Annotated in this window: 20 protein-coding genes; 4 read left to right on the forward strand and 16 right to left on the reverse strand. The window is 70.7% G+C overall.

The window, feature by feature from the left end; all coding sequences use genetic code 11:
• Positions 1–3 precede the first annotated feature (3 nt).
• The 12 genes from AB0B14_RS34540 to AB0B14_RS34595 all read right to left on the reverse strand — a co-directional run bounded on the left by AB0B14_RS34540 (position 4) and on the right by AB0B14_RS34595 (position 12592).
• Complete coding sequence (locus AB0B14_RS34540) at positions 4–1293, reverse strand: MFS transporter (protein ID WP_357074942.1); 1290 nt, start codon at positions 1291–1293, stop codon at positions 4–6.
• Entirely contained in the window at positions 1278–1877 is a 600-nt protein-coding gene (locus AB0B14_RS34545; RefSeq protein ID WP_357074939.1) for a TIGR00730 family Rossman fold protein, read from the reverse strand. Before AB0B14_RS34545 ends, AB0B14_RS34540 begins: the two co-directional genes overlap by 16 nt.
• 88 nt (positions 1878–1965) lie before the next feature.
• Entirely contained in the window at positions 1966–2538 is a 573-nt protein-coding gene (locus tag AB0B14_RS34550) for a non-canonical purine NTP pyrophosphatase (protein WP_357074936.1), read from the reverse strand.
• A gap of 16 nt (positions 2539–2554) precedes the next feature.
• On the reverse strand, positions 2555–3235 hold the full coding sequence (locus AB0B14_RS34555; RefSeq protein ID WP_357074933.1) for a YqcI/YcgG family protein: 681 nt from the start codon (positions 3233–3235) through the stop codon (positions 2555–2557).
• A gap of 52 nt (positions 3236–3287) precedes the next feature.
• Complete coding sequence (locus AB0B14_RS34560; RefSeq protein ID WP_357526272.1) at positions 3288–3944, reverse strand: class I SAM-dependent methyltransferase; 657 nt, start codon at positions 3942–3944, stop codon at positions 3288–3290.
• 28 nt (positions 3945–3972) lie between these two features.
• On the reverse strand, positions 3973–5079 hold the full coding sequence (locus tag AB0B14_RS34565; RefSeq protein WP_357526274.1) for a pyridoxal-phosphate dependent enzyme: 1107 nt from the start codon (positions 5077–5079) through the stop codon (positions 3973–3975).
• Complete coding sequence (locus AB0B14_RS34570) at positions 5076–5873, reverse strand: SAM-dependent methyltransferase (RefSeq protein WP_357526277.1); 798 nt, start codon at positions 5871–5873, stop codon at positions 5076–5078. Before AB0B14_RS34570 ends, AB0B14_RS34565 begins: the two co-directional genes overlap by 4 nt.
• On the reverse strand, positions 5870–7024 hold the full coding sequence (locus AB0B14_RS34575; RefSeq protein WP_357526279.1) for an ATP-grasp domain-containing protein: 1155 nt from the start codon (positions 7022–7024) through the stop codon (positions 5870–5872). The genes AB0B14_RS34570 and AB0B14_RS34575 overlap by 4 nt, the downstream gene beginning before the upstream one ends.
• A gap of 121 nt (positions 7025–7145) precedes the next feature.
• Positions 7146–8357 carry a hypothetical protein gene (locus tag AB0B14_RS34580; protein ID WP_357526281.1) on the reverse strand — a complete coding sequence of 404 codons (1212 nt, stop codon included), beginning with the start codon at positions 8355–8357 and terminating at the stop codon, positions 7146–7148.
• 1 nt (position 8358) lies between these two features.
• A complete protein-coding gene (locus AB0B14_RS34585; protein WP_357526283.1) occupies positions 8359–9387 on the reverse strand; it encodes a pyridoxal-phosphate dependent enzyme in 1029 nt (342 codons plus the stop codon).
• A gap of 508 nt (positions 9388–9895) precedes the next feature.
• A complete protein-coding gene (lipB, locus tag AB0B14_RS34590) occupies positions 9896–10537 on the reverse strand; it encodes a lipoyl(octanoyl) transferase LipB (protein WP_357074913.1) in 642 nt (213 codons plus the stop codon).
• Positions 10538–10759: 222 nt separating this feature from the next.
• Positions 10760–12592, reverse strand: a complete 1833-nt coding sequence (locus AB0B14_RS34595) for a DUF2079 domain-containing protein (protein WP_357526285.1) — start codon at positions 12590–12592, stop codon at positions 10760–10762.
• 225 nt (positions 12593–12817) lie between these two features.
• Here AB0B14_RS34595 and AB0B14_RS34600 point away from each other — a divergent pair, with 225 nt between their 5' ends.
• Entirely contained in the window at positions 12818–14077 is a 1260-nt protein-coding gene (locus AB0B14_RS34600) for a PHB depolymerase family esterase (RefSeq protein WP_357526287.1), read from the forward strand.
• A 168-nt stretch (positions 14078–14245) separates the two neighbouring features.
• Here AB0B14_RS34600 and AB0B14_RS34605 read toward each other — a convergent pair whose 3' ends face one another.
• Positions 14246–15145, reverse strand: coding sequence for a TIGR01777 family oxidoreductase (locus AB0B14_RS34605; protein ID WP_357526289.1), 900 nt, complete (start codon positions 15143–15145; stop codon positions 14246–14248).
• 310 nt (positions 15146–15455) lie between these two features.
• On the opposite strand from AB0B14_RS34605, the gene AB0B14_RS34610 reads away from it, so the two are divergent.
• Positions 15456–16307, forward strand: a complete 852-nt coding sequence (locus AB0B14_RS34610; RefSeq protein WP_357526291.1) for an NAD(P)H-binding protein — start codon at positions 15456–15458, stop codon at positions 16305–16307.
• A gap of 28 nt (positions 16308–16335) precedes the next feature.
• On the opposite strand, the gene AB0B14_RS34615 is transcribed toward AB0B14_RS34610, so the two are convergent.
• Positions 16336–17334, reverse strand: a complete 999-nt coding sequence (locus AB0B14_RS34615) for an aldo/keto reductase (protein WP_357526293.1) — start codon at positions 17332–17334, stop codon at positions 16336–16338.
• A gap of 56 nt (positions 17335–17390) precedes the next feature.
• Here AB0B14_RS34615 and AB0B14_RS34620 point away from each other — a divergent pair, with 56 nt between their 5' ends.
• Positions 17391–17768 (forward strand): MerR family transcriptional regulator, encoded by a 378-nt coding sequence (locus tag AB0B14_RS34620; RefSeq protein WP_357074897.1) that lies wholly within the window; start codon positions 17391–17393, stop codon positions 17766–17768.
• A gap of 22 nt (positions 17769–17790) precedes the next feature.
• On the opposite strand, the gene AB0B14_RS34625 is transcribed toward AB0B14_RS34620, so the two are convergent.
• Both AB0B14_RS34625 and AB0B14_RS34630 read right to left on the reverse strand, forming a co-directional pair.
• Positions 17791–18315: a hemerythrin domain-containing protein gene (locus tag AB0B14_RS34625; protein ID WP_357526295.1), complete on the reverse strand. Its 525-nt coding sequence runs from the start codon at positions 18313–18315 to the stop codon at positions 17791–17793.
• Positions 18316–18413: 98 nt separating this feature from the next.
• The gene (locus tag AB0B14_RS34630) at positions 18414–19751 is read right to left on the reverse strand and encodes a low temperature requirement protein A (protein WP_357526297.1); all 1338 of its coding nucleotides are present in this window, start codon (positions 19749–19751) and stop codon (positions 18414–18416) included.
• 213 nt (positions 19752–19964) lie between these two features.
• Here AB0B14_RS34630 and AB0B14_RS34635 point away from each other — a divergent pair, with 213 nt between their 5' ends.
• Positions 19965–20900 carry an SDR family NAD(P)-dependent oxidoreductase gene (locus AB0B14_RS34635; protein ID WP_357526299.1) on the forward strand — a complete coding sequence of 312 codons (936 nt, stop codon included), beginning with the start codon at positions 19965–19967 and terminating at the stop codon, positions 20898–20900.
• Positions 20901–20924 lie beyond the last annotated feature (24 nt).

Below are 20924 nucleotides of genomic sequence, written 5' to 3' on the forward strand. Positions count from 1 at the left end.
TCCTTAGTGAGCGGCCGGGGCGGCTGGCGCGGTGGACCCGCGGGTGTGCTGCTCGCGAGCGATCCGCTGCCGCTCGACGAGTCGGAGGGTCGATCGTCGGAAGCCGGCGCCACCGAGGACGAACGTGACCCCGAGCAGAGCCCAGCCGTACGGGCCGAAGCTGCTGACGAGCGCGGTCACCGCGGCCGGTCCGCAGACATCGCGGGCGGACTGACCGAGGCCGAACATCGCCAGGTAGGAGCCGCGCGCGTCGCTCGGGGACAGTGCGAAGGAGATCTCCCAGGCCGCGGCGGCGTGCAGGTTCTCGCCGAGGGTCAGCAGCACGGCGGCGACCGACACGAGCACAGCGGTGACGATCGGTCCGGCGATGCCGACAAAGCACAGGGTCACGCTCGACCCGGCCAGCAGGGCACCGGCCGCGACCGCTGCCCACGCCGCCTGGGGCACGGTCCGGGTGAATCTCGTCCACCACACCTGGCCGGCCGCGGTCAGAACGGTGTTGATGGCGAGGACGATGCTCACCATCGCCGTCGGTGCGTCCTTGTCGCTGGCCAGCCACAACGGCAGCGCCACGAACAGGACGGTGTCGTGCAGCGACAGCACGCCATTGAGGGCGCTCAGCCCGAGGTGTCGCCATCTGCCCACTCGCGCGGCGGGTGCGACGACCTCCGGAAGGGCCGCGGATGCCTCCACCGCGTCGGCGGCGGGGCGGATTCGCCACAGCTGGCTGGCGGTGAAGACGAACGACAGGCCGTTGGCCGCCGTCAGGAGCAGGAAGCCGGTGCGGAGATCCACGGTCAGCACGGCGGCGGCGGCGAGCGCGCCACCGGACATGCCGATGTTCTGGGTCGCCCGCATGACGGCCATCGTCTTCGTCCGGGCCTCGCCGTCGAACAGGCTGCCCACAAGGGCCTGGGTGAGGGGGTAGCTGGCCTTGTCCGCCACTCCGATGACGCACACCAGCACGAGGAAGCCGGTGAAGTCGTCCACCCAGAGGTAGGCGAGGTAGACGACCGCCCGCAGGAGGTGCAACGCGACGAGGGTCGGGCGGAATCCGATCCGGTCGGCGAGGGCGGCGATCGGCATGGCGGCGACCAGGCCGGCGGCGCCGGCTATCGAGATGCCCAGCGACACCTCCCAGGCGCTGAGGCCGATGACCCGCGTGAAGTACATGACGTTGCCGGCGTAGAAGAGGCCGCTGCCGAAGGTGCCGACCAGGGCGTTGACGACCAGGATGCGAGCGGGGCCGGGGGGAATGGCACGGGCCATCCGGGTCGCTAACCGCGGGGGCATGAGGGCTCCGCGTGCGGTGCCGTGCCGTTCGCGCCGACGTGGTCGGCGGTCGTCGCCTCGATCAGGGCCATCGCCGTGGCCGGGTCCGGTGCGAACCGCACGAGCTGTGCCACCGGCAGGTCGAAGAAGCCGTCCTCCTCCATCCGCGTCAGCTGCTGCTGGAGCCCGTCGTAGAAGCCGCCGATGTTGATGATCACCACGGGCTTGTCGTGCACCCGGTGTCGCTTCAGCTCGATGACATCCGTCGCCTCGTCGAGGGTGCCGGTGCCGCCCGGCAGTACCAGGACGGCGTCGGAGCGTTCGAGCAGCAGCGCCTTGCGGGCGGCGAGATCGGCGGTGACGATCACCTCGTCCCCCTCGTTGAGTTTCTGCCGCAGCACCCAGCGCAGCGACTCGACGGAGACCCCGATGAGGCGACCGCCCGATTCCTGGACGGCATCGGCCAGGATCTGCATCAGACCGGCCTCGGAACCGCCCCAGACGAGATCGTGCCCGTGGCCGCTGATCAGATTGCCGAGTTCCCGTACCGAGCTGGCATAGGACTCGTCGGTGTTGGTGGCGGATAGGAATACGCAGATTCGCACTGACGGATCTCCCGTGTCTGGTCTTCGGTCGGGTCGGCGGTGCAGCGGTCAGCCAGGTCGTGGTGTCCGTGTGGACGGACGCCCGGGCTCACGAGGGGTTGCGGTCGGGTTGTCGCTCCGCCAGCCAGGCCACCGCCTGGCGCAGGGGCGCGGCGCGCATGGTGTGGTGCATCCGCTCCGGGAACGACATCTCGCCGAGGGTCATGCCGGTGTCGCCGACCTCGAAGACGGGGGTCCATCCACCGAGGTCGCCGCGCGGGCGGACGATCCGTCCGGTCGTCTGCCCCTGCCACACGCCCGTCTCGTCGCGGTAGACGATCCCGACCGCGCTGACCGCGGTGGCCGCCGTCGGTCCCTCCGCGGTGAGTGCCTGGTACAGCCGGTCCGTGCCGAGTTCCTCGACGAACCACTTGATGAGGGCACCCGGCAGCGTGCGCCAGTGGTGCACGAAGAGCCCGGTGTCCTCGACCAGGACCGGCTTCGTGAGGCCGGCGGCCGCCACCTGGTGGAGCTTGTGACGAACGACCACCGCCGGATCGGGTGACTGGATCTCCGTCAGTTCGATGTCCAGCGGCTCGATCCCGGGGATGATCTCCCGGGCCTCCTCAATCTTGATCTTGTTCTGGCTGGCCAGGTAGGCGACGACCATGGGGGAGCGCATCCTCGGATTAGACGTGTCACAGGACTGGCATGTCGTACCACCGCACGGGTGGGTCGCCATGCGCCAGGGGGAGTACGAACTTGTGTGCCTCCAGCAGGTGGGTGTCGTAGGACTGACCGGCCCGGGCGAAGCGCTTCCGGATGCTCTTTCGCACCCGGCTCGGGTCCCGCCCGAGGCGGAGGTGGAACGAGCTGTCGGGTTGCAGCAGCACGAAGACCTGGTCCGCGATGCCGAAGGTGTACCTGCTGTGGTGGGAGCCGTAGAGCGGGGCGAAGACGGCCATGAAGTAGTCCATACCCGCGTACGACAGACGCCAGCGAGGCTGTTGGACCAGGTCCGGGTCCACCGCACGAGGCTGGCTCGGGTCGCCCCGTAGGAGAGCACGCACGAGGGAGTGTGTCAGGCGGCCGAGGCCGCGCAGGTCGGCGGCGTCCACCAGGGTGAGCGGGAACCGGAGGACGAACGCGTCGAGTCGGTCCCGTTCAGCTCGACCGGTGAAGCTGGTCAGGTCCGCCAGCGCGCGGTCAAGGTGATCGTCGATGGGGCCGCCTCGGTAACCCGGGGCCGCGACGAGGTTGGCTCCGCTGGCGAAGGGGCATCGCGTCTGCGCGGTCAGCGGGCGGATCGCCTGCAGGGCAGGGATCCCGTCCCCGGTGGGCCACCGGCCCGACTCGCTGTTGACAGTAGAGACAGTCACGGCATCGGGCTCCTCCACGAGACTCACAGGTCCGGACCCAGGTGTCGGAGCTCTAGCCGCGGTCGAGGCGACGTTCGGCGAGGACGTGCCCCCACTGGTGGTAGTGGTCGACCGGGTAGTCGAGGTGCGCCCGGTCGAGGGTGGGCGCCATCGCCCGGTTGTGGTGCACGTGCCACTCGGGGCGGCTGTGGAAGTACTCCTTCCACCACCCGGCCTCCGGGCAGTTGGGCCGGCCCTTGTACTTCTCCTCGTAGGGGAGCATGTAGTCCACGTAGAGCAGCCCACCCAGCCGTACACAGCCGCCCACCAGGTCGACCATGTCGGCGAGGTCGTGGCCGATGTTGTTCGAGTACTGGAGCGCACCGCTGGTGAAGACGCCGTCGAACCGACGCTCCGGCGGTGCGTCGACGAAACTGCCGTGGTGGATGTCGACCAGCTCCTCCAGCCCCTCCGTCTTGAGGCGGGCGGCGAGCCCCGGCACATGCACCCTGCCGCTGCTGTCCTCCTTGTAGCCGCCGAAGAGGGTGATCTCGTCGATGTCGGCCGCCCAGACCCTGATGCCCCGCCGGGCGGCGGGCAGCACGAACTTCCCGTCGGCGCAACCGAGCACGGCCAGGGTGAGCGTCTCGCCCGGCGCGGCCGGTGTCAGCCGCCGGAGGAAGTGGTAGAAGCGCTTCGGGGGTGCACCCCACAGACTCGCCGTCTTCATGGGTGTTGTCTCCTCGTTGCCGGGGCTGTCACAGCCCTTTGAATAGGTGAGAGGTGGTGATCAGGACTGTGCGATCGGCGGACGGAATGACGTCGCGTCGCCGTAGGTCGTCGTAGCCGGCCAGCACGGTGCAACTGCTGATCTCCCAGGTGTGCCCGTGTCGGCTCGCCCGCTCGTACCAGCTGGTCGCCACGTCTTCGGGCACCACCACGACGCTGCCCGCACTACGGGTCACCGCGGCCTGGGCCTGCACGGTCGTGCTGTTCCCGGCGATCGAGTGGAGGCTTCCGGCGCTGTCGGGGAAGCGTGTCGCGATGTCCCGGCCGGCGAGCACCGCGGACAACCTGGGGAAGGGTTCGACCAGGTGAAGGCGTGGCACGGGACCGCCCGTCCGGGCCGACCACTGGGCGAAACCGAGGTGGATCCCCCACGCCAGGTCGCCACGGCTCGACGGAATCACGACGTGGTCCACCCCGCCTGGTACGTCGGCCGCTATCTCCCAGGCGATGGCCTTGTAGCCCTCGATCCCGAAGCAGCTACTGCCGATGACGATGTCGGCGACGTTGGAGACGGCCAACGAGTCGTCGCGGTCGGCCGCCTCCTTGACGTACCGGACACGTTCCTCGTCCGTGTCGAAGGTGCGCAGGTCCGCTCCGAGCCCGCGCAGCGGCCCCGCGAGCGGTTCGGGCAGCCAGGTGAAGCCGGCCACCACGGCCCGCAGGCCGACGGCGGCGGCGAAGGCGGCCGTGGCCAGCCCGGCGTTGCCGGAGGATCCGACGACGACACGCTGGTAGCCCGAGGCCTTCGCGTGGGTCACCGCCATCGCCGCGAACCGGTCCTTGTGGGATCCGGTCGGATTCGCCGCCTCGTTCTTGACGAGCACCCCGTCGAGCCAGGGCAGTGGGAACAGCGGCGTGTGCCCCTGGCCCAGATTGGGGACCACCGGGTACGGCACCAGTTGGTCCTGGCGTACCGCCTCGGCGGGGTAACGGCAGAACAGGTTCGAGCCGTGGCCCGCCGCGGCACAGGAGGGACATCCCAGCGAGTAGTCGCCGACCGGATGCTGGGTGCCGCATCGAATGCACTCGAGGGCGGTGACGGCGGTGCCGGTCGGCGGTCGTACCGCGTCCGTCATGTCACGTCCCAGATGTACCCGTGGGCGGAGGCATGGTCGACGCCGGGTACGCAGAAGACGGACTCGTCATCGGACCGCTCCCACAGGTGCAGGCTGTCCTGGAGAGGCGCCTGCTCCGGCTTGTCACCCCGGTCGTCCCCGAAGCCACTGAACAGGTAGGTGGGTGTGTCCGCCGGCCGGTGCCGCAGGAGCGCGTCCCGCAGGAGCAGGAAGCGCCGGCGGGCCAGGTCGACGGCCGGCACGTCGGTCGGGTAGCGCTCCGGCTTGGCCTCACCGTTGTGGCGCAGCATGTAGGCGACGACGCCGAGCCCCGCGGCGGCAACGCCCTCGACCTGCCGTCGGATCTTCTCCTCGGTGTGGCTGTAGAGGCAGAGCGAGATGACGCAGATGCCGCCGTTGAACGGCGCCCCCAACCGTGCCGACGCGTACTGCCAGGCCGAGAGCCCGGGGAGGACCCGCACCCGGGGCAGGCTCCGAGCATCGGCGATGGCGGACAACTCGCTGATGAGCGGGCCGGCCATGCCGAGGAGGCCAGGATCCCCGCCGGACACGATGACCACCTGTGCGCCGGCCTGGGCGCGGTCCAGGGCGGAGCGTGCCCGAGCGGCGAAGACGTTGTCGGTGGTGTCGGTGAGCGTCTGCACGTCGAAGCACTCCGCGCCGTCGCGCACCAGGTGCCGCACGGAGGCGATGAAGTCCTCGTGCCCGATGACGACGTCCGCCTCCTGGAGGCTGGCCCGTGCCTCGCTTGTGACATCCCCGCCATAGCCGATGCCGATTACCGAGATAGTCACTCCTGCACCACCAATTCGAGTTCCTCCTGCACTGCGGCCAGGGCTTCTTCCACCTGTTGCTGCGTGTCGGCGGCGACGATCACAAAAGCGGGTCGGTCGCCGAGCACCTCCTCCGTGGTGATCTCGTCACCGACGTGCCACGGGAACTCCAGCTGAACGACGTGCGGCAGGTATCGGGCTCGGTGCACCCCGCTGTGGGCGCGCACCCGGCCGGGCGACGGTCGCAGGAAGCGCACCGCCGCGACGCGGTGGTACTGCGGTGTGAGGTGCGTGGCTGGGGCCAGCCCCAGCCGGGCTGCCAGGGCCAGCCGCACCATGTCGATGCCGAGGGCTGCCTGGACCAGCTCGCGGATCTTGCCGCCGCCGTGGCGGGTGTGGGTTTCGAGGACTTTCGGTCCGTCGGCGGTAAGGATGATCTCGGTGTGGGTCAGGCCGTGGCGTACGCCGACAACGTCCAGGAACGTGCGGACCGTGTCTTCGACCGCACGGGCCTCGGCGGGGCTGAGTGCGACGGGGAAGATGTGCCCGTACGCGACGAACTCGGTGGCGTCGCCCTTCGTCCCCAACTCGGTGCTGGTCAGCCCAATGATCGTGTGCTGCCCGTGCTGGCTGAACGCCTCCACCGACAGCTCGCGTCCGCGCAGTTCCGGCTCCGCCAGATAGGGATAGCCGTCGGACGGCGGCGAGTCGCCGGTCTGGTAGCGCTTGACACCCTCCGAGCCGACGCCGGCGACGGGCTTGACGATGTACGTCTCTCGGGCCTCGCGCAGGAACGCCGCGAACTCATCCTGGCAACCGAGCCGGAGCCAGGGCAGCCGCAACTGCGGTGTCTCGTCCAGGCTTTCCCGCATCAGCGACTTGTCGATCGTGCGGCGGACCACCTCGGGGCTGTTGTCCGGCACACCGAGCAGGGCGTTCACCTCGGCGGACAGGCTCATCGCGACCTCGGTGAGCGTGAGGCAGGCGTCGGCTCCGCCGATTGCGGCACGGGCGATGGCGACGATGGACTCGGGGCTACGTTTCAGGTAATCCGCGTCCGCGAGAGCGCAACTGCCGGCGGGCAGATCCAGGATCGAGACGAATGTGGGCGTGTCGATCACGAGCACGTCGGCGCCGAGACGCGTTGCCTCCTCGACGGTGTGTCGGGTCACGCCGAGGAGAATCAGTTTTTCCTTCACCTGTTTGCCTGTCGGAATGGCGGCATCAATGTAGAGGCCCCTTGTCTGTCGAAGCCAGGACGGGAGGCGCTGTAATTGTTGGTGAGCGCTACAGCTATTCGAGGACGAGGCGAATGTGACGGGCGCCAGCATGCGCCCGGCGCAGCGCCTCGCCGGGGGTGGCACCGGTAGCGGTGACCGTCCCGTAGTTGGCGCTCTGATCTGTCGTGTTCTCCACGACGGTGCCCGGCCCGAACACCTCGTGCCAGCGCACGTTCCCGGGGAAGAATGCCAGATCCTCGACGCCGAGGATCTCAGCAAGGCGTCCGGGACGGGGCAGGTGCTTGTCCACCTGCGCGAAAGCGGCCGCCTGTGGTGCGGTCCTCGCCAGCTCGACGTGCTGCTGGCCCAGGTCCGGGACCAGTGCCTGACTGATCATCAAATGGTAGGGGCTGATCCCGTTCACCATTTCGATGCTCTCGCCGATCAGGCCACCGCCGAGCCGGCTGTTCACCTCGACGATCTCGAAGCCGCTGCCCGTGTCGACGAATTCGACATGCGACGGACCGACGCCACGGTCAATCGCCTCAAGCACCGCCGCCACCCAGCGGCGGACCCGGTCCTCCCAGTCCGTCCCGCGGCCGACCGGATAGGTCATGTCGAGTTCCCGGAAATCGGGTAGTTCCGAGATGGTCCGGCTGGTGACGCCGCAGAGCAGCGTCCCGGCGGTGGTGGTGTAGGTTTCCGCGCTGTACAGGGGGCCGAAGGCGTAGGGCTCGACGGCCACCCGCTCCGGCGGCAGGCCACCCTCCACCAGTCGCGAGATCATCTTCTCGGCGTCCTCGACGGACCGGGCCAGCAGGACGTCACGGCTACCCGTGCCGGCCGCGTCCTTGACGATCAGCGGCCCGGGCCAGGGCTGCTCGCGAAGGTCGAGCCAGTGCGTCGCGCGGGTGGCCCTGCCCGTGCTGAGCCCCGCGTCCACCAGGGTGTTGCGGACCCAGACCTTGTCCCTGAGGCGGTCCGCGTGGCGCAGCACGTTGACGAAACCACGCTCCGCGGCGAGCATTTCGGCAGTCGCGGCCCAGGTGTCGGTGTTGGAGATGAGGCCGTCCACGGGGGCGAGCGCATCCAGGGCGCGGCGAATCGCGTCGATGTCGAACGTGTCGACGTCGACCACCCGCACGTGGGGGTGCCTGGCCAACTGCCGCCGGTAGTACTTGCGGTCGAAGGTCATCAGCACCAGATCGATCCCGCGCTCCTCGGCGGCGCGGGACAGCCGATCCAGGCCGAAAGCCAGAGCCTCCAGCAGCACGACCCTCGTCATGTCACAGGCTCCGCTGTGGCGTGGAGAAGGCGGTGCCGTGCCGCACCCAGTCGGTCCTGCACCAGGGCAGACGAAGGTCGTCCTGGTGGGTGATGAACAGCGGCAGCGACGGGTCCCGGGTCACCACCGGATCGGTCGAGGCGAAGACCTCCGGTACGTAGCGGTGCCCCGTGTCGGCGGCGACGAAGACGACCGGCTCACCGCGCCTCGTCGGACGCTGCTCCAGCGCCCAGCCCGCGGTCAGGTACGCGGCTCCGCTGGACAGGCCGGCGAACACGCCGTGGTGGCGCAGCAGGTCGACGCTGCCGGATCGGGCGTAGTCGAAGCCCATCCAGTGCACGGACCGGAAGGCGGCGTAACGGATGTTCCCGAAGTAGATCCCACTGCCCAGACCGGAGATCAGGAACTTGGGATCGTTGATGTCCTGGCTGCCGAAGGACACGCTGCCGAAGGGCTGGACGCCGATCAGGTCGACGTCGACGCCGACCTCACCCAACGCCGTCGCCAGGCCACCGGAGGACGCCCCGCTGCCCACTCCGGTCACCAGCGTCACCCGGTCGGCGCGCAGGCTTTCCGCGAGTCTGTGGGCGATCGGCTGGTAGCCGGCGTAGTGGACCGGGTCGTGATACTGGCTCATCCAGTGCGCCCGCTGGTGGTCCTTGACGTATTCCACCACCCTTTGGACGCGCTCCGCCTGATCGAGGCTGGCATCCCGCGTGGCACGTGGCTGGTCGACCGTCGCGCCGAGGAACTCCAATTGTGCCTTCAGTGTCAGGTCCACACTGGGAGACGCGACGATATGGCATTTAAAACCGAACTTGTGGCACGCCAGCGCCAATGAGTAGGCATAGATTCCACTGGAACTGTCGACAAGCGTGTCCCCGGGCCTGATGCGGCCCTCGTCCATCAACTGCTGAACAGCGCCCAGTGCGGAAGCAACCTTCATGGTCTCGAATCGGAGAACATAAAGGTTGTCTCTCAGGCGTATCAGATCCTCACGCGCTAACGCGTCGGCGACATGGTCAAACAAATTATCCCCCGTTATTTCAGCCAACCCTCATGTGCGGGTTCGCGGATATCGTCGCCACTCACTGCTGGAGCTGGCGCAACTGGGACCACGGGCTACATGCCGGGCTGTCACAGCTCCATGCGAGGCGACGTCATCGTGACGGGAACGTTAGTCGCAACAGGCATAGACGGCAACCCCAGTATGACTGTCAGATAGGTAATCGCGATCTACCTGCGAAAACACTGTCTTCTATGGCTGTTGCCGTTCGCCCGGACAGTGCGAATCCGATGGCCGGGCCGTCGTTGAGTCGCGCGGGTTTCGCCCCCCGCCCGCCCAGCCCGGGCAGGCTGGCACCGGCGTCGTGCAGTGACTGGTCGAGCGGGAAGCCGCCGCTCGGCGTCGTGTCGCCGTCAGCCGGGCGGACTCACGCGCCAGGGGAGCGGATGGCCCGCCGCACGGCGTCGTGTCGCCGGCCGCTGGGCGGACTACACGCGTCAGGGGGAGCGGACGGCCCGCCCTGGCGCGTGGGTCAGGCCGCGATGAGGGTGCCGAGTCGGCGCTCGACCACCGGGAGCACGTCGGCGACAGTGATCGGGCGGCCCAACTCGGCGGTGAGCGAGGTGACCCCGGCATCCCGGATGCCGCACGGCACGATCCGGTCGAAGGAGGTCAGGTCGCAGTCGCAGTTGATCGAGAAGCCGTGCAGGGTGACGCCCCGGGCGACCCGGATGCCGATGGCGGCCACCTTGCGGGCCGGCCCCCGGTCGTCCTCGGGCACCCAGACACCGCTGCGCCCCTCGACCCGGCCGGCGGTCAGCCCGAACTCGGCGCACACGTCGATGAGCAGCTCCTCCGTGCGGCGGACGTACGCGACCACGTCCACCGGGTCGGGCAGCCGCAGGATCGGGTAACCGACGAGCTGCCCCGGCCCGTGCCAGGTGATCTTGCCGCCGCGGTCCACGTCGACGACCGGAGTGCCGTCCGTGGGCCGGTCCCACGGCTCGGTGCGCTTGCCCGCGGTGTAGACGCTCGGGTGCTCCAGCAGCAGCACGGTGTCGCCGCGCTCGCCAGCGACAACCGCCTCGTGCAGGCGCCGCTGCTCGTCCCAGGCGGCCTGGTAGTCGAGCAGGCCGGCGCGGACGGCCGTCAGGCCGGGAGTCGTCGTCGTCACGGCACCAGCCTAGTCCCGATGTCGGCAATCGTCCCTGGTGAGCCGCCTCACCGGCGGCCCCGCCGCACCGACTCGGGCCCTCGACACCGGGTCGGTCGGTCGGGCGGCGACGGCGCGGGCGGCCGATGACGGCCGAGCACGACGCCCCTGGTAGGTGGGCGCGGCGTCGCGGGCCGGCAGCGGGAGGCTCGGAGGCAAGCCGGTCCCGCGTTTCCGGCGCGGCTACCGGTCCGCCGGTGGGATCCGCCAGAGCCAGACGTCGTCGACCCGCTGCGGCTCGCCGAACAGGGCGGTGCCGGTACGAAGCAGCGCCTCCTCGTCGACCTCGAACTTCGCGCCGTGCACCTGGTCGGCGAGCACCACCGTCTCGATCCGCCAGTGCCGCAGGTCCGACTGCACCTCCCGGATCGTTCCGTCGGTGACGATCGGCACCAGCCCGGTCCGGCCGGCCTGGTCCATCAACGCGCTCAGCGTGCGGGGCACCGGGCCGATCCGGCCCCGCCCGTCCGGCCCGCCGGGGCCGAGGAAGAATCCGCCGGGGATCTCGAACTCGCCCTGCCGGTGCGCCAACGCGTACGCCTGCCAGCGTTGACCGTCCGGGTAGATGTCCACGGTCAACGGCACCGGGGTGAGCACCCCGTCCGGTGAGACGTAGTCTCGCCAGGTGCCCGAGGTGATGAACCGGGGAATGGGCTCCCGCTCGTCGGTCAGCAGCGGGGTGGGCAGCAGCGGCACCAGGGCCACCGCGAACCCGATCAGCCAGGCCAACTCCGTGGAGCGGTGCCGGGGTGGTGCGGCGCGCAGGTGGTCGACCGCGTACGCCAGCAGCAGCCCGATCACCGGCGCGACCACCAGCGCCAGCCGGGCCGGCAGCGCGGCGTTCACCACCGGCAGCTGCCCGAGCAGGTCGAACGGCATGGGCAGGTCGATGCGTCGCCCGTCGACCTTGGCCACCGGCCCGAAGGAGAGCACCGCGAAGATCAGCGCGAGGACGCCCAGCGCCCAGAGGGTGGCCCGGCGGCCCGCGTCGGCCCACCGCCAGAGCGCGACGAAGCAGACCACGGTGAGCACCAGCAGCGGAACGCCGAAGAACGAGTTCTCCTCGGTCGGGTTCGGGGCCAACGAGGTGCCCAGCCCCGCCTCGCCGGCCAGCGAACGCCGCGGGAACGCGGCGAACGCGGCGATGTCCTCGGAGTGGATCACCGGGTCGAAGCCGGTGCCGTGGAACCGTTGCGGCCCGGCGAAGTGCAGCCACAAGGGGTACGACAGCAGCACGCCGGCCACCACCGCGGTCACCCCGAGCCCGCGCAGGAAGGTCGGCAGCGCGGCGCGGGCCTCGGCCCGGTTGACCGGGTGCAGCGCCCAGACCGCGACGAACACCCCGAGCGCCAGCGCGGTGAAGAAGAGCCCTTCGGCGGCGATGGAGAAGGCCACCGCGACCAGCACGCCGAGGAGCACTCCGTCGCGCAGCCAGTGCCCGGGGCGGCGCAGCGCGAACAGGCGCCAGATCAACAGCGGCACCAGCCAACCGGCGGTCCAGTTCAGATGGGCGTTGGCGTGCGAGACCATGCCGGGGGAGTAGGCGACGAACAGGCCGCCCACCCCGGCGGCCAGCCGGCTGCGGACCAGGTGCCGGGAGAGCAGCCAGTACCAGACCAGTGCCGTGGCGAGCAGGTTCAGGGTGAGGATCACCAGGAACGTGGCCGGCGGCCCGATCAGGTACGTGAGCGGGGCGAAGACCACCGCGTACACCGTGATCGAGGTGTTGACCGCGAGGTTCACGCCGTCCGGGACGTTGATCAGGTACGTGAAGAGCGGGTTGTCCCCGTGGGTGACCGCGTGGCCGCCGAAGGCCAACAGCCACTCGAAGAGCGCCTGGTCGCTGGAGTTGACGGTGATGGTGCGAACGTTCGGGTCCCGCCACAGCCCTCTCGTCACCCAGACGGCGAGCGCGAGCGCCACCAGCACGACGATCAGGTCGGCCCGGCGGTCCCGGACGACGCGCGGCGGTGACGCGGGTGCGGGCCCGGTGGCCAGCGACGGGGAGGACGGCACGCAGCGGACGTTACCAACCGGACCTGGACAGGCCGGTCAGACCTGCGAGGAGGGGACCGTTGTTGTCGCGTGAGGCTGGGGAGGACTCGCGTCGACGGTTCGGCGTACACCTCGGCGGCCGTGAATGTGTGAGCGCGCCCCATGTCAGGGCGGCGACACATCGTCGTAACGTCACGGCAATTCGACCGTGACCCAGTTCACAGTCCGCTGCCTCAGGAGGCCGCCGTGCGCCGCTCCTCGTCCATCCTCACCCGGCTGATCGGCGCGGGCGTCGGGCTCGTCCTCGCCGCAGCCGGCGCGGTCGCCATCGCCGCACCCGCCCAGGCCGCCACCCTCACCCAGGTGACCGGGTTCGGCTCCAACCCGGGCAACCTCGCCATGTACGCCTACCGGCCGGACAACTTGCCGGCCAACTCCCCGGCCGTGGTGCTATTGCACGGCTGCACGCAGACCGCCGCCGGGTACTTCGCCAACTCCGGCTACCAGAAGTACGCCGACCAGTGGAAGTTCTCCCTGATCGTCGCCCAACAGCCGGCCGGCAACAACGCCAACTCCTGCTTCAACTTCTTCGAGGCCGGCGACACCGCCCGGGGCCAGGGTGAGGCGCTGTCCATCAAACAGATGGTCGACCACGCCAAGGCGAACTTCGGGGTGGACGGCTCCCGCGTCTTCGTCAGCGGGTTGTCCGCGGGCGGGGCGATGAGCGCGGTCATGCTCGCCGCGTACCCGGACGTCTTCGCCGCCGGATCGATCATCGCGGGCATCCCGTACCGCTGCGCCACCAGCATGGTCAACGCCTTCAGCTGCATGAACCCGGGCGCGGACAAGACCCCGGCCGCCTGGGGTGACCTGGTCCGGGGCGCGTACTCCGGTTATGCCGGCCCGCGGCCCCGCGTGGCCATCTGGCACGGCACCTCGGACCCGACGGTCGCCCCGCTCAACGGCACCGAGTCCCGCGACCAGTGGACGAACGTGCGCGGCATCTCGCAGACCCCGACCAGCACCTCGTCCCTGCCCGCCAACACCAGCCTGGAGGTGTACGGCAACGACGAGGTACGGCTCTACCGGGTCTCCGGCATGGGCCACGGCACCCCGGTCGACCCGGGTTCCGGGGCCGACCAGTGCGGCACCGCCGGGGCGTACTTCCTGGACACCATCTGCTCGACGTACCGTGACGCGCTCTTCTTCGGCCTGAACGGCGGCGGCACCACCCCGCCCCCTACCCCGACGGCCACCCCTACCCCTACCCAGACGGCCGCCCCGACCCCGACCCCGACCCAGACGGCCGCCCCGACCCCGACCCCGACCACGCCCCCGACCTGCGTGACGGCCAGCAACTACGCGCACGTGGCGGCGGGCCGGGCCTACCAGTCCGGCGGCTACGCCTACGCCAACGGCTCCAACCAGCGCATGGGCCTCTACAACACCTTCTACACCAGCACCCTCAAGCAAACCGCCCCCACCCACTGGGTAATCGGCTGCTAACCCCCTGCCCGCCCTGCCCCCCACCCCCCCTGCCCCCGTTGATCATGGGGTTATTGCCACGACACGCCGATGGGAGTGGCAATAACCTCATGATCAACGCGGCGGGCGGGCGGCGCGGCGGGGCGGCGGGGCGGGGCGGGGCGGGGCGGGCGGGGCGGCGGGGCGGGGTTAGTTGGTCAGGGCTTTTTGTAGGGCTGCCGGGAGGGTGGGGTGTTGGTACGGGAAGGCGGCTCTCGTCAGGACGGCGGGTAGGACCCTGGTGCTGGTGAGGGCCTCGTGGGCGAAGCCGCCGAGGGCCACCTTGAGGGCCAGCGCGGGGATCGGGATGACCGCCGGGCGGTGCAGCTGCCGGGCCAGCTCGCGGGTGAACTCGGCGTTCGTCACCGGGTTCGGGCCGACCACGTTGACCGGGCCGGCGATGTCATCGCGGTCCAGCAGGAAGAGGGTCGCGTCCAGCCAGTCGACGAGCGAGATCCACGGCAGCCACTGGCGGCCGCTGCCCAACCGCCCGGCGATGCCCAGCTTGAACGGCAGCAACTGCGGCTTGAGCAGCCCGCCGTCGCGGTGCAGCGGCAGGCCGGTGCGCAGCCGCACCACGCGTGCCCCGGCGTCCTCGGCCGGTCGGGTCGCGGCCTCCCACACCCGGCAGACGTCGGCCAGGAAGCCCTCACCGGCCGGCGCGTCCTCCTCCACGGCCCGGTCGCCGGTGTTGCCGTACCAACCCACGGCCGAGGAGTTGAGCAGCACCCGGGGCCGGTCCGCGGCCGGCAGCCCGGCGATGGTGGTCGCGAGCGTGGTGGTGCTGTCCACCCGGCTGGTCCTGATCAACCGCCGGTAGTTGTCGTCCCAGCGCTTGTCGCCGACGCCCGCTCCGGCCAGGTTGACCACCGCGTCCGCCTCGGCGACCACGGCCGGGTCGAGCTGCCCGGCGGCGGGGTCCCACCGCCGCTCCTGCGAGTCGCGCGGCGACCGACGGACCAGCCTCGTGATCTGGTGCCCGTCCGCCGTGAGCCGTTCGGCCAGCCGAGTGCCGAGGAAGCCGGACGCGCCGGCCAGAAGGATGCGCATACCCCCATCTTCGTCCAGAACGCGCTTGGCGGATGCGTGGGGCCGGCCACGGGGGTGTGTCCGGCAAGAAATCTGTGCCAGCACGCCGACCCGCGTGGAAAACGCAGGTCAAGGGGCGTCCCGGCCGCCGAAAAAGGTGTGCCGCGCGCATTCGGGGTCACCGCGTTTCCGCAGGTCAGAGCAAACATGAATACGTTATTCGCAATTGCTTCCGGCGCGGATCTGACCGACCATGAGCCAATCCGAGAGCGCTCCCGTTTGGCGGGGTTGGCTCGCCGTGCCCGCCGACGGGCGACCCTGAGGAGGAACCATGCCGATTCTGGTGACCGGAGCGACCGGGACTGTCGGAGGCAGCCTGGTCCGGCAACTGGTGAGCGCCGGCCACGACGTACGCGCGCTGACCCGCGATCCCGCGTCGCCGGCGGCCACCGCGCTGCCCGCCGGGGTGGAGGTGGTGGCGGGCGACTTCGCCAGGCCCCACACGCTGGTTGCGGCGCTGCGCGGCGTGACGCGCATGCACCTGGTCGCGATGGACGGGTACGGGCCGCTGACCACCGGCGCGGAGATCCTGGAACTGGCCCGACAGGCCGGCGTTCGCCGGGTCACCCATCTCGGCCACAACGATCCGAGTCGGGCGGACGACGATCCGATCGAGGCACCCCACCGGCCCCTGCACCGGGCCGTCGAGAACTCGGGCCTGGAGTGGACGCACGTCTTCCCTGGTGAGTTCATGGCCAACACCCGCGACTGGGCGGCCGGGATCCGCACCGAGGGGGTGGTGCGGGCACCGTTCGGGGACTGGAACAGCGCGCTGGTCCACGAGGCGGACATCGCCGCGGTCATCGTGGCCGCGCTGACCGAGGACGGCCATGCCGGCCGCGTCTACCAGCCCACCGGGCCGGAGCCGGTCCGCCGCCGCGACGCGGTCCGGATGATCGGCGAGGCGATCGGCCGCCCGGTGCGCTTCGACGAGCTGAGCCCGGAGCAGGCCCGCGAGCACTGGAGGGACCTCTACCCGGCCGAGGTGATCGAGTGGTTCCTGGAGATGGGGCGTCATCCCGACGGCAGCGGCTGGGTCGCCCCGGACGTCGAGCAGGTGACCGGCCGCCCCGGGCGCACGTTCCGGCAGTGGGCCGCGGAGCACGCGGACGACTTCCGCTGACGGCGCCCGGGGCGAGGGCCGTTGACGGTCAGGCCGCGTGGGCCGGTCGCAGGTCGGCGAGCAGTCGCTCCACCTCGGCGTACGCCTCGGCGCTGAGCGGGCCGAGCGCCAGGGTCGCCAGGTTCTCCTCGGCCTGGGCCACCGTGCGCAGACCGGGAATCGGCACGGTACGCGGGCTGCGCGCCAGCAGCCAGCCGAGCGCGCCCTGCGCGAGGGTGCGCCCGTCCGCCGTGAGCGCCGCGCGGACCTGGTCGACCCGGGCCGCCCAGCGTGGCGTCGGTCGGCCGTCGGTGAACCACTCCAACCACTCCGGGGCGCGCCCGCGCACATCGTCCGCCCCGACCGCCCGGGTCGACCCGGTGAGCAGCCCCATCGCCAGCGGCCCACGGTTGAGGCTGGCCAGATCGTGGCTGTCGCAGACCGCCAGCACCGCCGCGTTGTCGCGCAGCACCGACTCGTCGTGCTGGATCGCGGCGCAGTGCCGGCCGGCGGCCGCGAACGCCTCCGCCGAGGCGGGATTGTCGGTGCTCCAGCCGTACGCCCGGATCTTGCCCTGGTCGACAAGGCCCTCCAGGGTGTCGACCAGGTCGAGCGCGGCGGGCACCGGCAGCTCGTTGATGTGCAGTTGGTACAGGTCGACGTGATCGGTGCCGAGCCGGCGCAGTGAGTCTTCCAGGCTGCGGACCGCGAACGTCGGGCTGGCATCACTACCGAGCCACCGCCGGGTCCCCTCCTCGCTGACGTTGCCGAACTTGGTGGCGATCACCGCGCGGTCCCGCCGGCCGGTCAGCGCCCGACCGAGGATCCGCTCGCTGTGCCCGGCACCGTAGTTGCTGGCCGTGTCGAACAGGGTCACCCCGAGATCGAGCGCCCGGTGGATGGTGCGGATCGACTCGTCGTCGTCCACCTCACCCCAGCCGTACGGCTGTCGGTCGTCGCCCCAGAGCGGTCCACCGATCGCCCAACACCCCATGCCGATGGCGCTCACCTCGATGCCGCTGTGTCCCAGCGTCCGTGTCGTCGTCATGGCGACCAGCCTCCAACCTGGAGCGCACTCCAGGTCAAGCACTACCATCGCGGAGCATGAACGGTTACGCCCCCTCAGAGGCCGCCCGCCGCAGTGGCTTCAGCCTGGACACCCTGCGGTACTACGAGAAGATCGGGCTGCTCGCCGACGTGGAGCGGACGGCGGGTGGGCAGCGGGTCTTCACCGACGACGACCTCGGCTGGCTGGTGCTGTTCCGCTGCCTGCGCGACACCGGGATGCCGATCGCGCAGATGCGCCGCTACGCGCAGCTGGCCCGCGAGGGCGAGCACACCGCCGACGAGCGGCGCGACCTGCTGCGCCACCACGCGGCGCGGGTGGAGGAGCAGATGCGCCTGCTCCAGCGCCAGTACGACCACCTGCGGGAGAAGATCCGCTTCTACGAGCGGCCGCCCGGCCCGGCGTCGCCGGAGTAATCGGCGCTGGGCGGGCCGTCCGTCAGGTCGGCGGTGCGGTCAGGCCGAGGAGTTCCTCGGTCGTCCCGGGTCGGCCGGTGAGCGCGTTCAGCGCGCTGACCAGCCGTTTCTCCTCGTAGCGGAAGTGCGACTCCAGCAGCGCGGCCAACCCGTCCAGCTCGGCGCGCACCTGGGCGAGTGGCAGCGCCGGGTCGCCGGCGAGCAGCGCCTCGACCCGTTCCAGGATGCCGGCCACCACCTCGTGGTCGGTGATCAGGTTCGCGATGACCGGGCGCAGCTCGGGGACCTGGTCGGCGAGCAGTCGGAACGCGCCCGCGTCCTCACCGGTGTGGTGTCGGCCGAGTGCGGCGCAGAAGGTCAGGCAGTGCGCCCGCAGGTCCCGGGACGCCCGCGCGTCGCCCGAGGTGTCGAGGCCGGCCCGAAGCCGGGCCAGTTCCGCGCTGAGCCAGAGGTGGATCTCGATCATCTGATTGCCGACGGCGGCGAGCCGGCCGGCCGGTGAGTTGCCCGGGTGCACGTTCGTCCCATGCTGTCCCCGCGCCTCCATGCCCACGGCGGCCTTCGAGCCGGGTGCACCGCGACGCTGCGCCGGAGTCTAGCTTGACCGGCCTGCCCGGTCGCACCCCGAACCGGAAATACCGGCGGTCACGGGGTGGTCGGCTCGTCGGTCTCCCGGACGTCGTGCCAGCGGGCACGCCAGGCGGCCTCGTGGGCCTCGTGGCTGGTGCGCTCCTGGAAGACGGCGGCCCGCAACGCGTGCCGGGAGTCCGACAACACCAGCACCTCCACCGCCACCAGCCCCACGCAGATCACTGTCGCGAGGGTGAGGGCGCCCAGCCCCGGCAGGTGTTGGCCGACCGGCAGGGCGGCCGTCAACACCACGATGACACCGACGCGGGTCCAGGTGACGGTGTGCAGGGTACGTAGCTGAAACAGTAGGTTGACGGCGAAGTAGCAGATCAGCCCGCCGAACAGCATCGGCACGGCCGGGCCCTCGACCCGCTCGGCGATTCCGCCGGCCGGGTCGGTGATCTTGTGCAGGATCTGCTCGTTGCCGATCGAGAAGAGGATCACCCCCGCGATCATCGGCAGGTAGAGGTACGCGTACGCGTCCCGGGCCATCGCCACCCGCGGGCTGCCCTCGGACGAGTGCAGGGCGATCCGGGCGGCCGGCCCGATGAAGTCGAAGTGCGCCCACCAGAGGGCGGCCGTGACCACGATGCCGAGTGCGGCGGCCGCCACCGCCGGCCAGGTGACCGGCTTGCCGAGCAGGTTGCCGCCCACACCCGTGGAGATGATCGACTCGCCCAGCGCGATGATCAGGATGAGGTCGTAGCGCTCCGTCCAGTGTTCGGCGCTTGTCACCCCCCACCCCCAGGTGCCGACGATGAAGCCGGTGGCGTACTGCACCACCACCACCGCGATCCACAGCCCGTCGCGGACCAGGGCGGCCCGGTCCGGGTCGGTGATCTGCGGCGGGATCAGCGCGGCGGCCAGCAGCAGCACGATGCTCACCGCCAACTCCGGGGCGAACCGCCGCAGTTGCCGCCGCTCCTGCGGGCTGTCCCGCACCACGTGCTGATACAGGTACATGTGCACGGCCCGGACCACGACGTAGCTGACGGCCACCAGCATCGGGCCGCCGGCGCCGCCCTTCGGGTCGCTGAACGCCTGCGGCAGCGCCAACGCGAACGCGAACAGGGCCACCATGGCGATCACCATGAGCACCGGCACGTAGCCCTCACCGAGCCGGACCCGGGTGGCGACCAGGCTGTGCACCACCCAGATCCACCAGAGCACGGCGAGCACCAGACTGGCGTGCAGCAACTGTCGACCGGAGATGTTCGCGGCGGTCGCCCGGGTGATGATGAAGAACGAGAAGACGAAGACCAGGTCGAAGAAGACCTCGAACTTGTCCACCCGGGCACCGGGGGCGATCGGGACGGCGGGGCCCAGTTGTCCGCCCCGCCGGTAGCTGCCCACGGTCCCACTCTGGCAGCGTCTGGCCTGCTCGAAGGCTCGAACGGCGATGGCGGTGCGGTCGAGCGTTACCTCCGGCCCGGGGCGGGAAAAGCGCCGGGACCGGCCCTCGTTCGGTCCGGAGCGCCGTCGGTCGGCGCGGAGGCCGAATCACGGCCGCCAACGGCCTCCGGCAGCGGGCCGGTCGGTCCGACCCACCCCGGACAAGGATGGATCATGACGACGAACAACCCGATCACCACCTCGTTCGCCCATCACTCCACGGCCATGGACGTGATCCGGGGCGTGGACCTCGTCCGGCGGCGGGCGATCGTCACCGGCGGGTCGTCCGGCATCGGCGTGGAGACCGCCCGGGCCCTGGCCAGCGCCGGCGCCGAGGTCACCCTGGCCGTCCGCGACACCGACGCCGGGCAGCGTGCCGCCGACGACATCACCGCCACCACCGGCAACGACCGGGTCATGGTCGCGCCGCTCGACCTCGCCGACCACGCTTCGATCGCCGACTTCGTGGCGAACTGGGACGGCCCGCTGCACATCCTGGTCAACAACGCCGGCATCATGGCCTCCCCGGAGATGCGCACCCCGCAGGGCTGGGAGATGCAGTTCGCCACCAACCACCTGGGGCACTTCGCGCTGGCCACCGGGCTGCGACCGGCACTCGCCGCCGGCGACGGGGCCCGGATCGTCTCGGTCAGCTCCGCCGCCCACCTGCGCTCGCCGGTGGTCTTCGAGGACATCCAGTACGAGCGCCGAGAGTACGAGCCGTGGCAGGCGTACGGGCAGTCGAAGACGGCAAACGTGCTCTTCGCCGTGGAGGCGACCCGCCGCTGGGCCGACGACGGCATCCTGGCCAACTCGCTGATGCCCGGCGCGATCCAGACCAACCTGCAGCGCTACGTCAGCGAGGAGGAGCTCAACCGGATCCGGGCGGGCAACGCGGCGGCGTGGAAGACAGTCGAACAGGGTGCCGCCACCTCGGTGCTGGTCGCCGCCTCACCACTGCTCGACGGTGTGGGTGGGCGCTACTTCGAGGACTGTCAGGAGGCCGCCCACGCCCAGCCCGGCGGGCGCACGGGCGTCGCGGCGTACGCGCTGGACCCGGAGGCCGCCGAGCGGCTCTGGAAGGTCTCGACCGACCTGCTGAAGAGCTGAGCGACGCAGACGAAGAGGCGCCCC

Origin of the sequence: Micromonospora sp. NPDC049171, assembly GCF_040648275.1 — a bacterium.
Lineage (GTDB): Bacteria > Actinomycetota > Actinomycetes > Mycobacteriales > Micromonosporaceae > Micromonospora.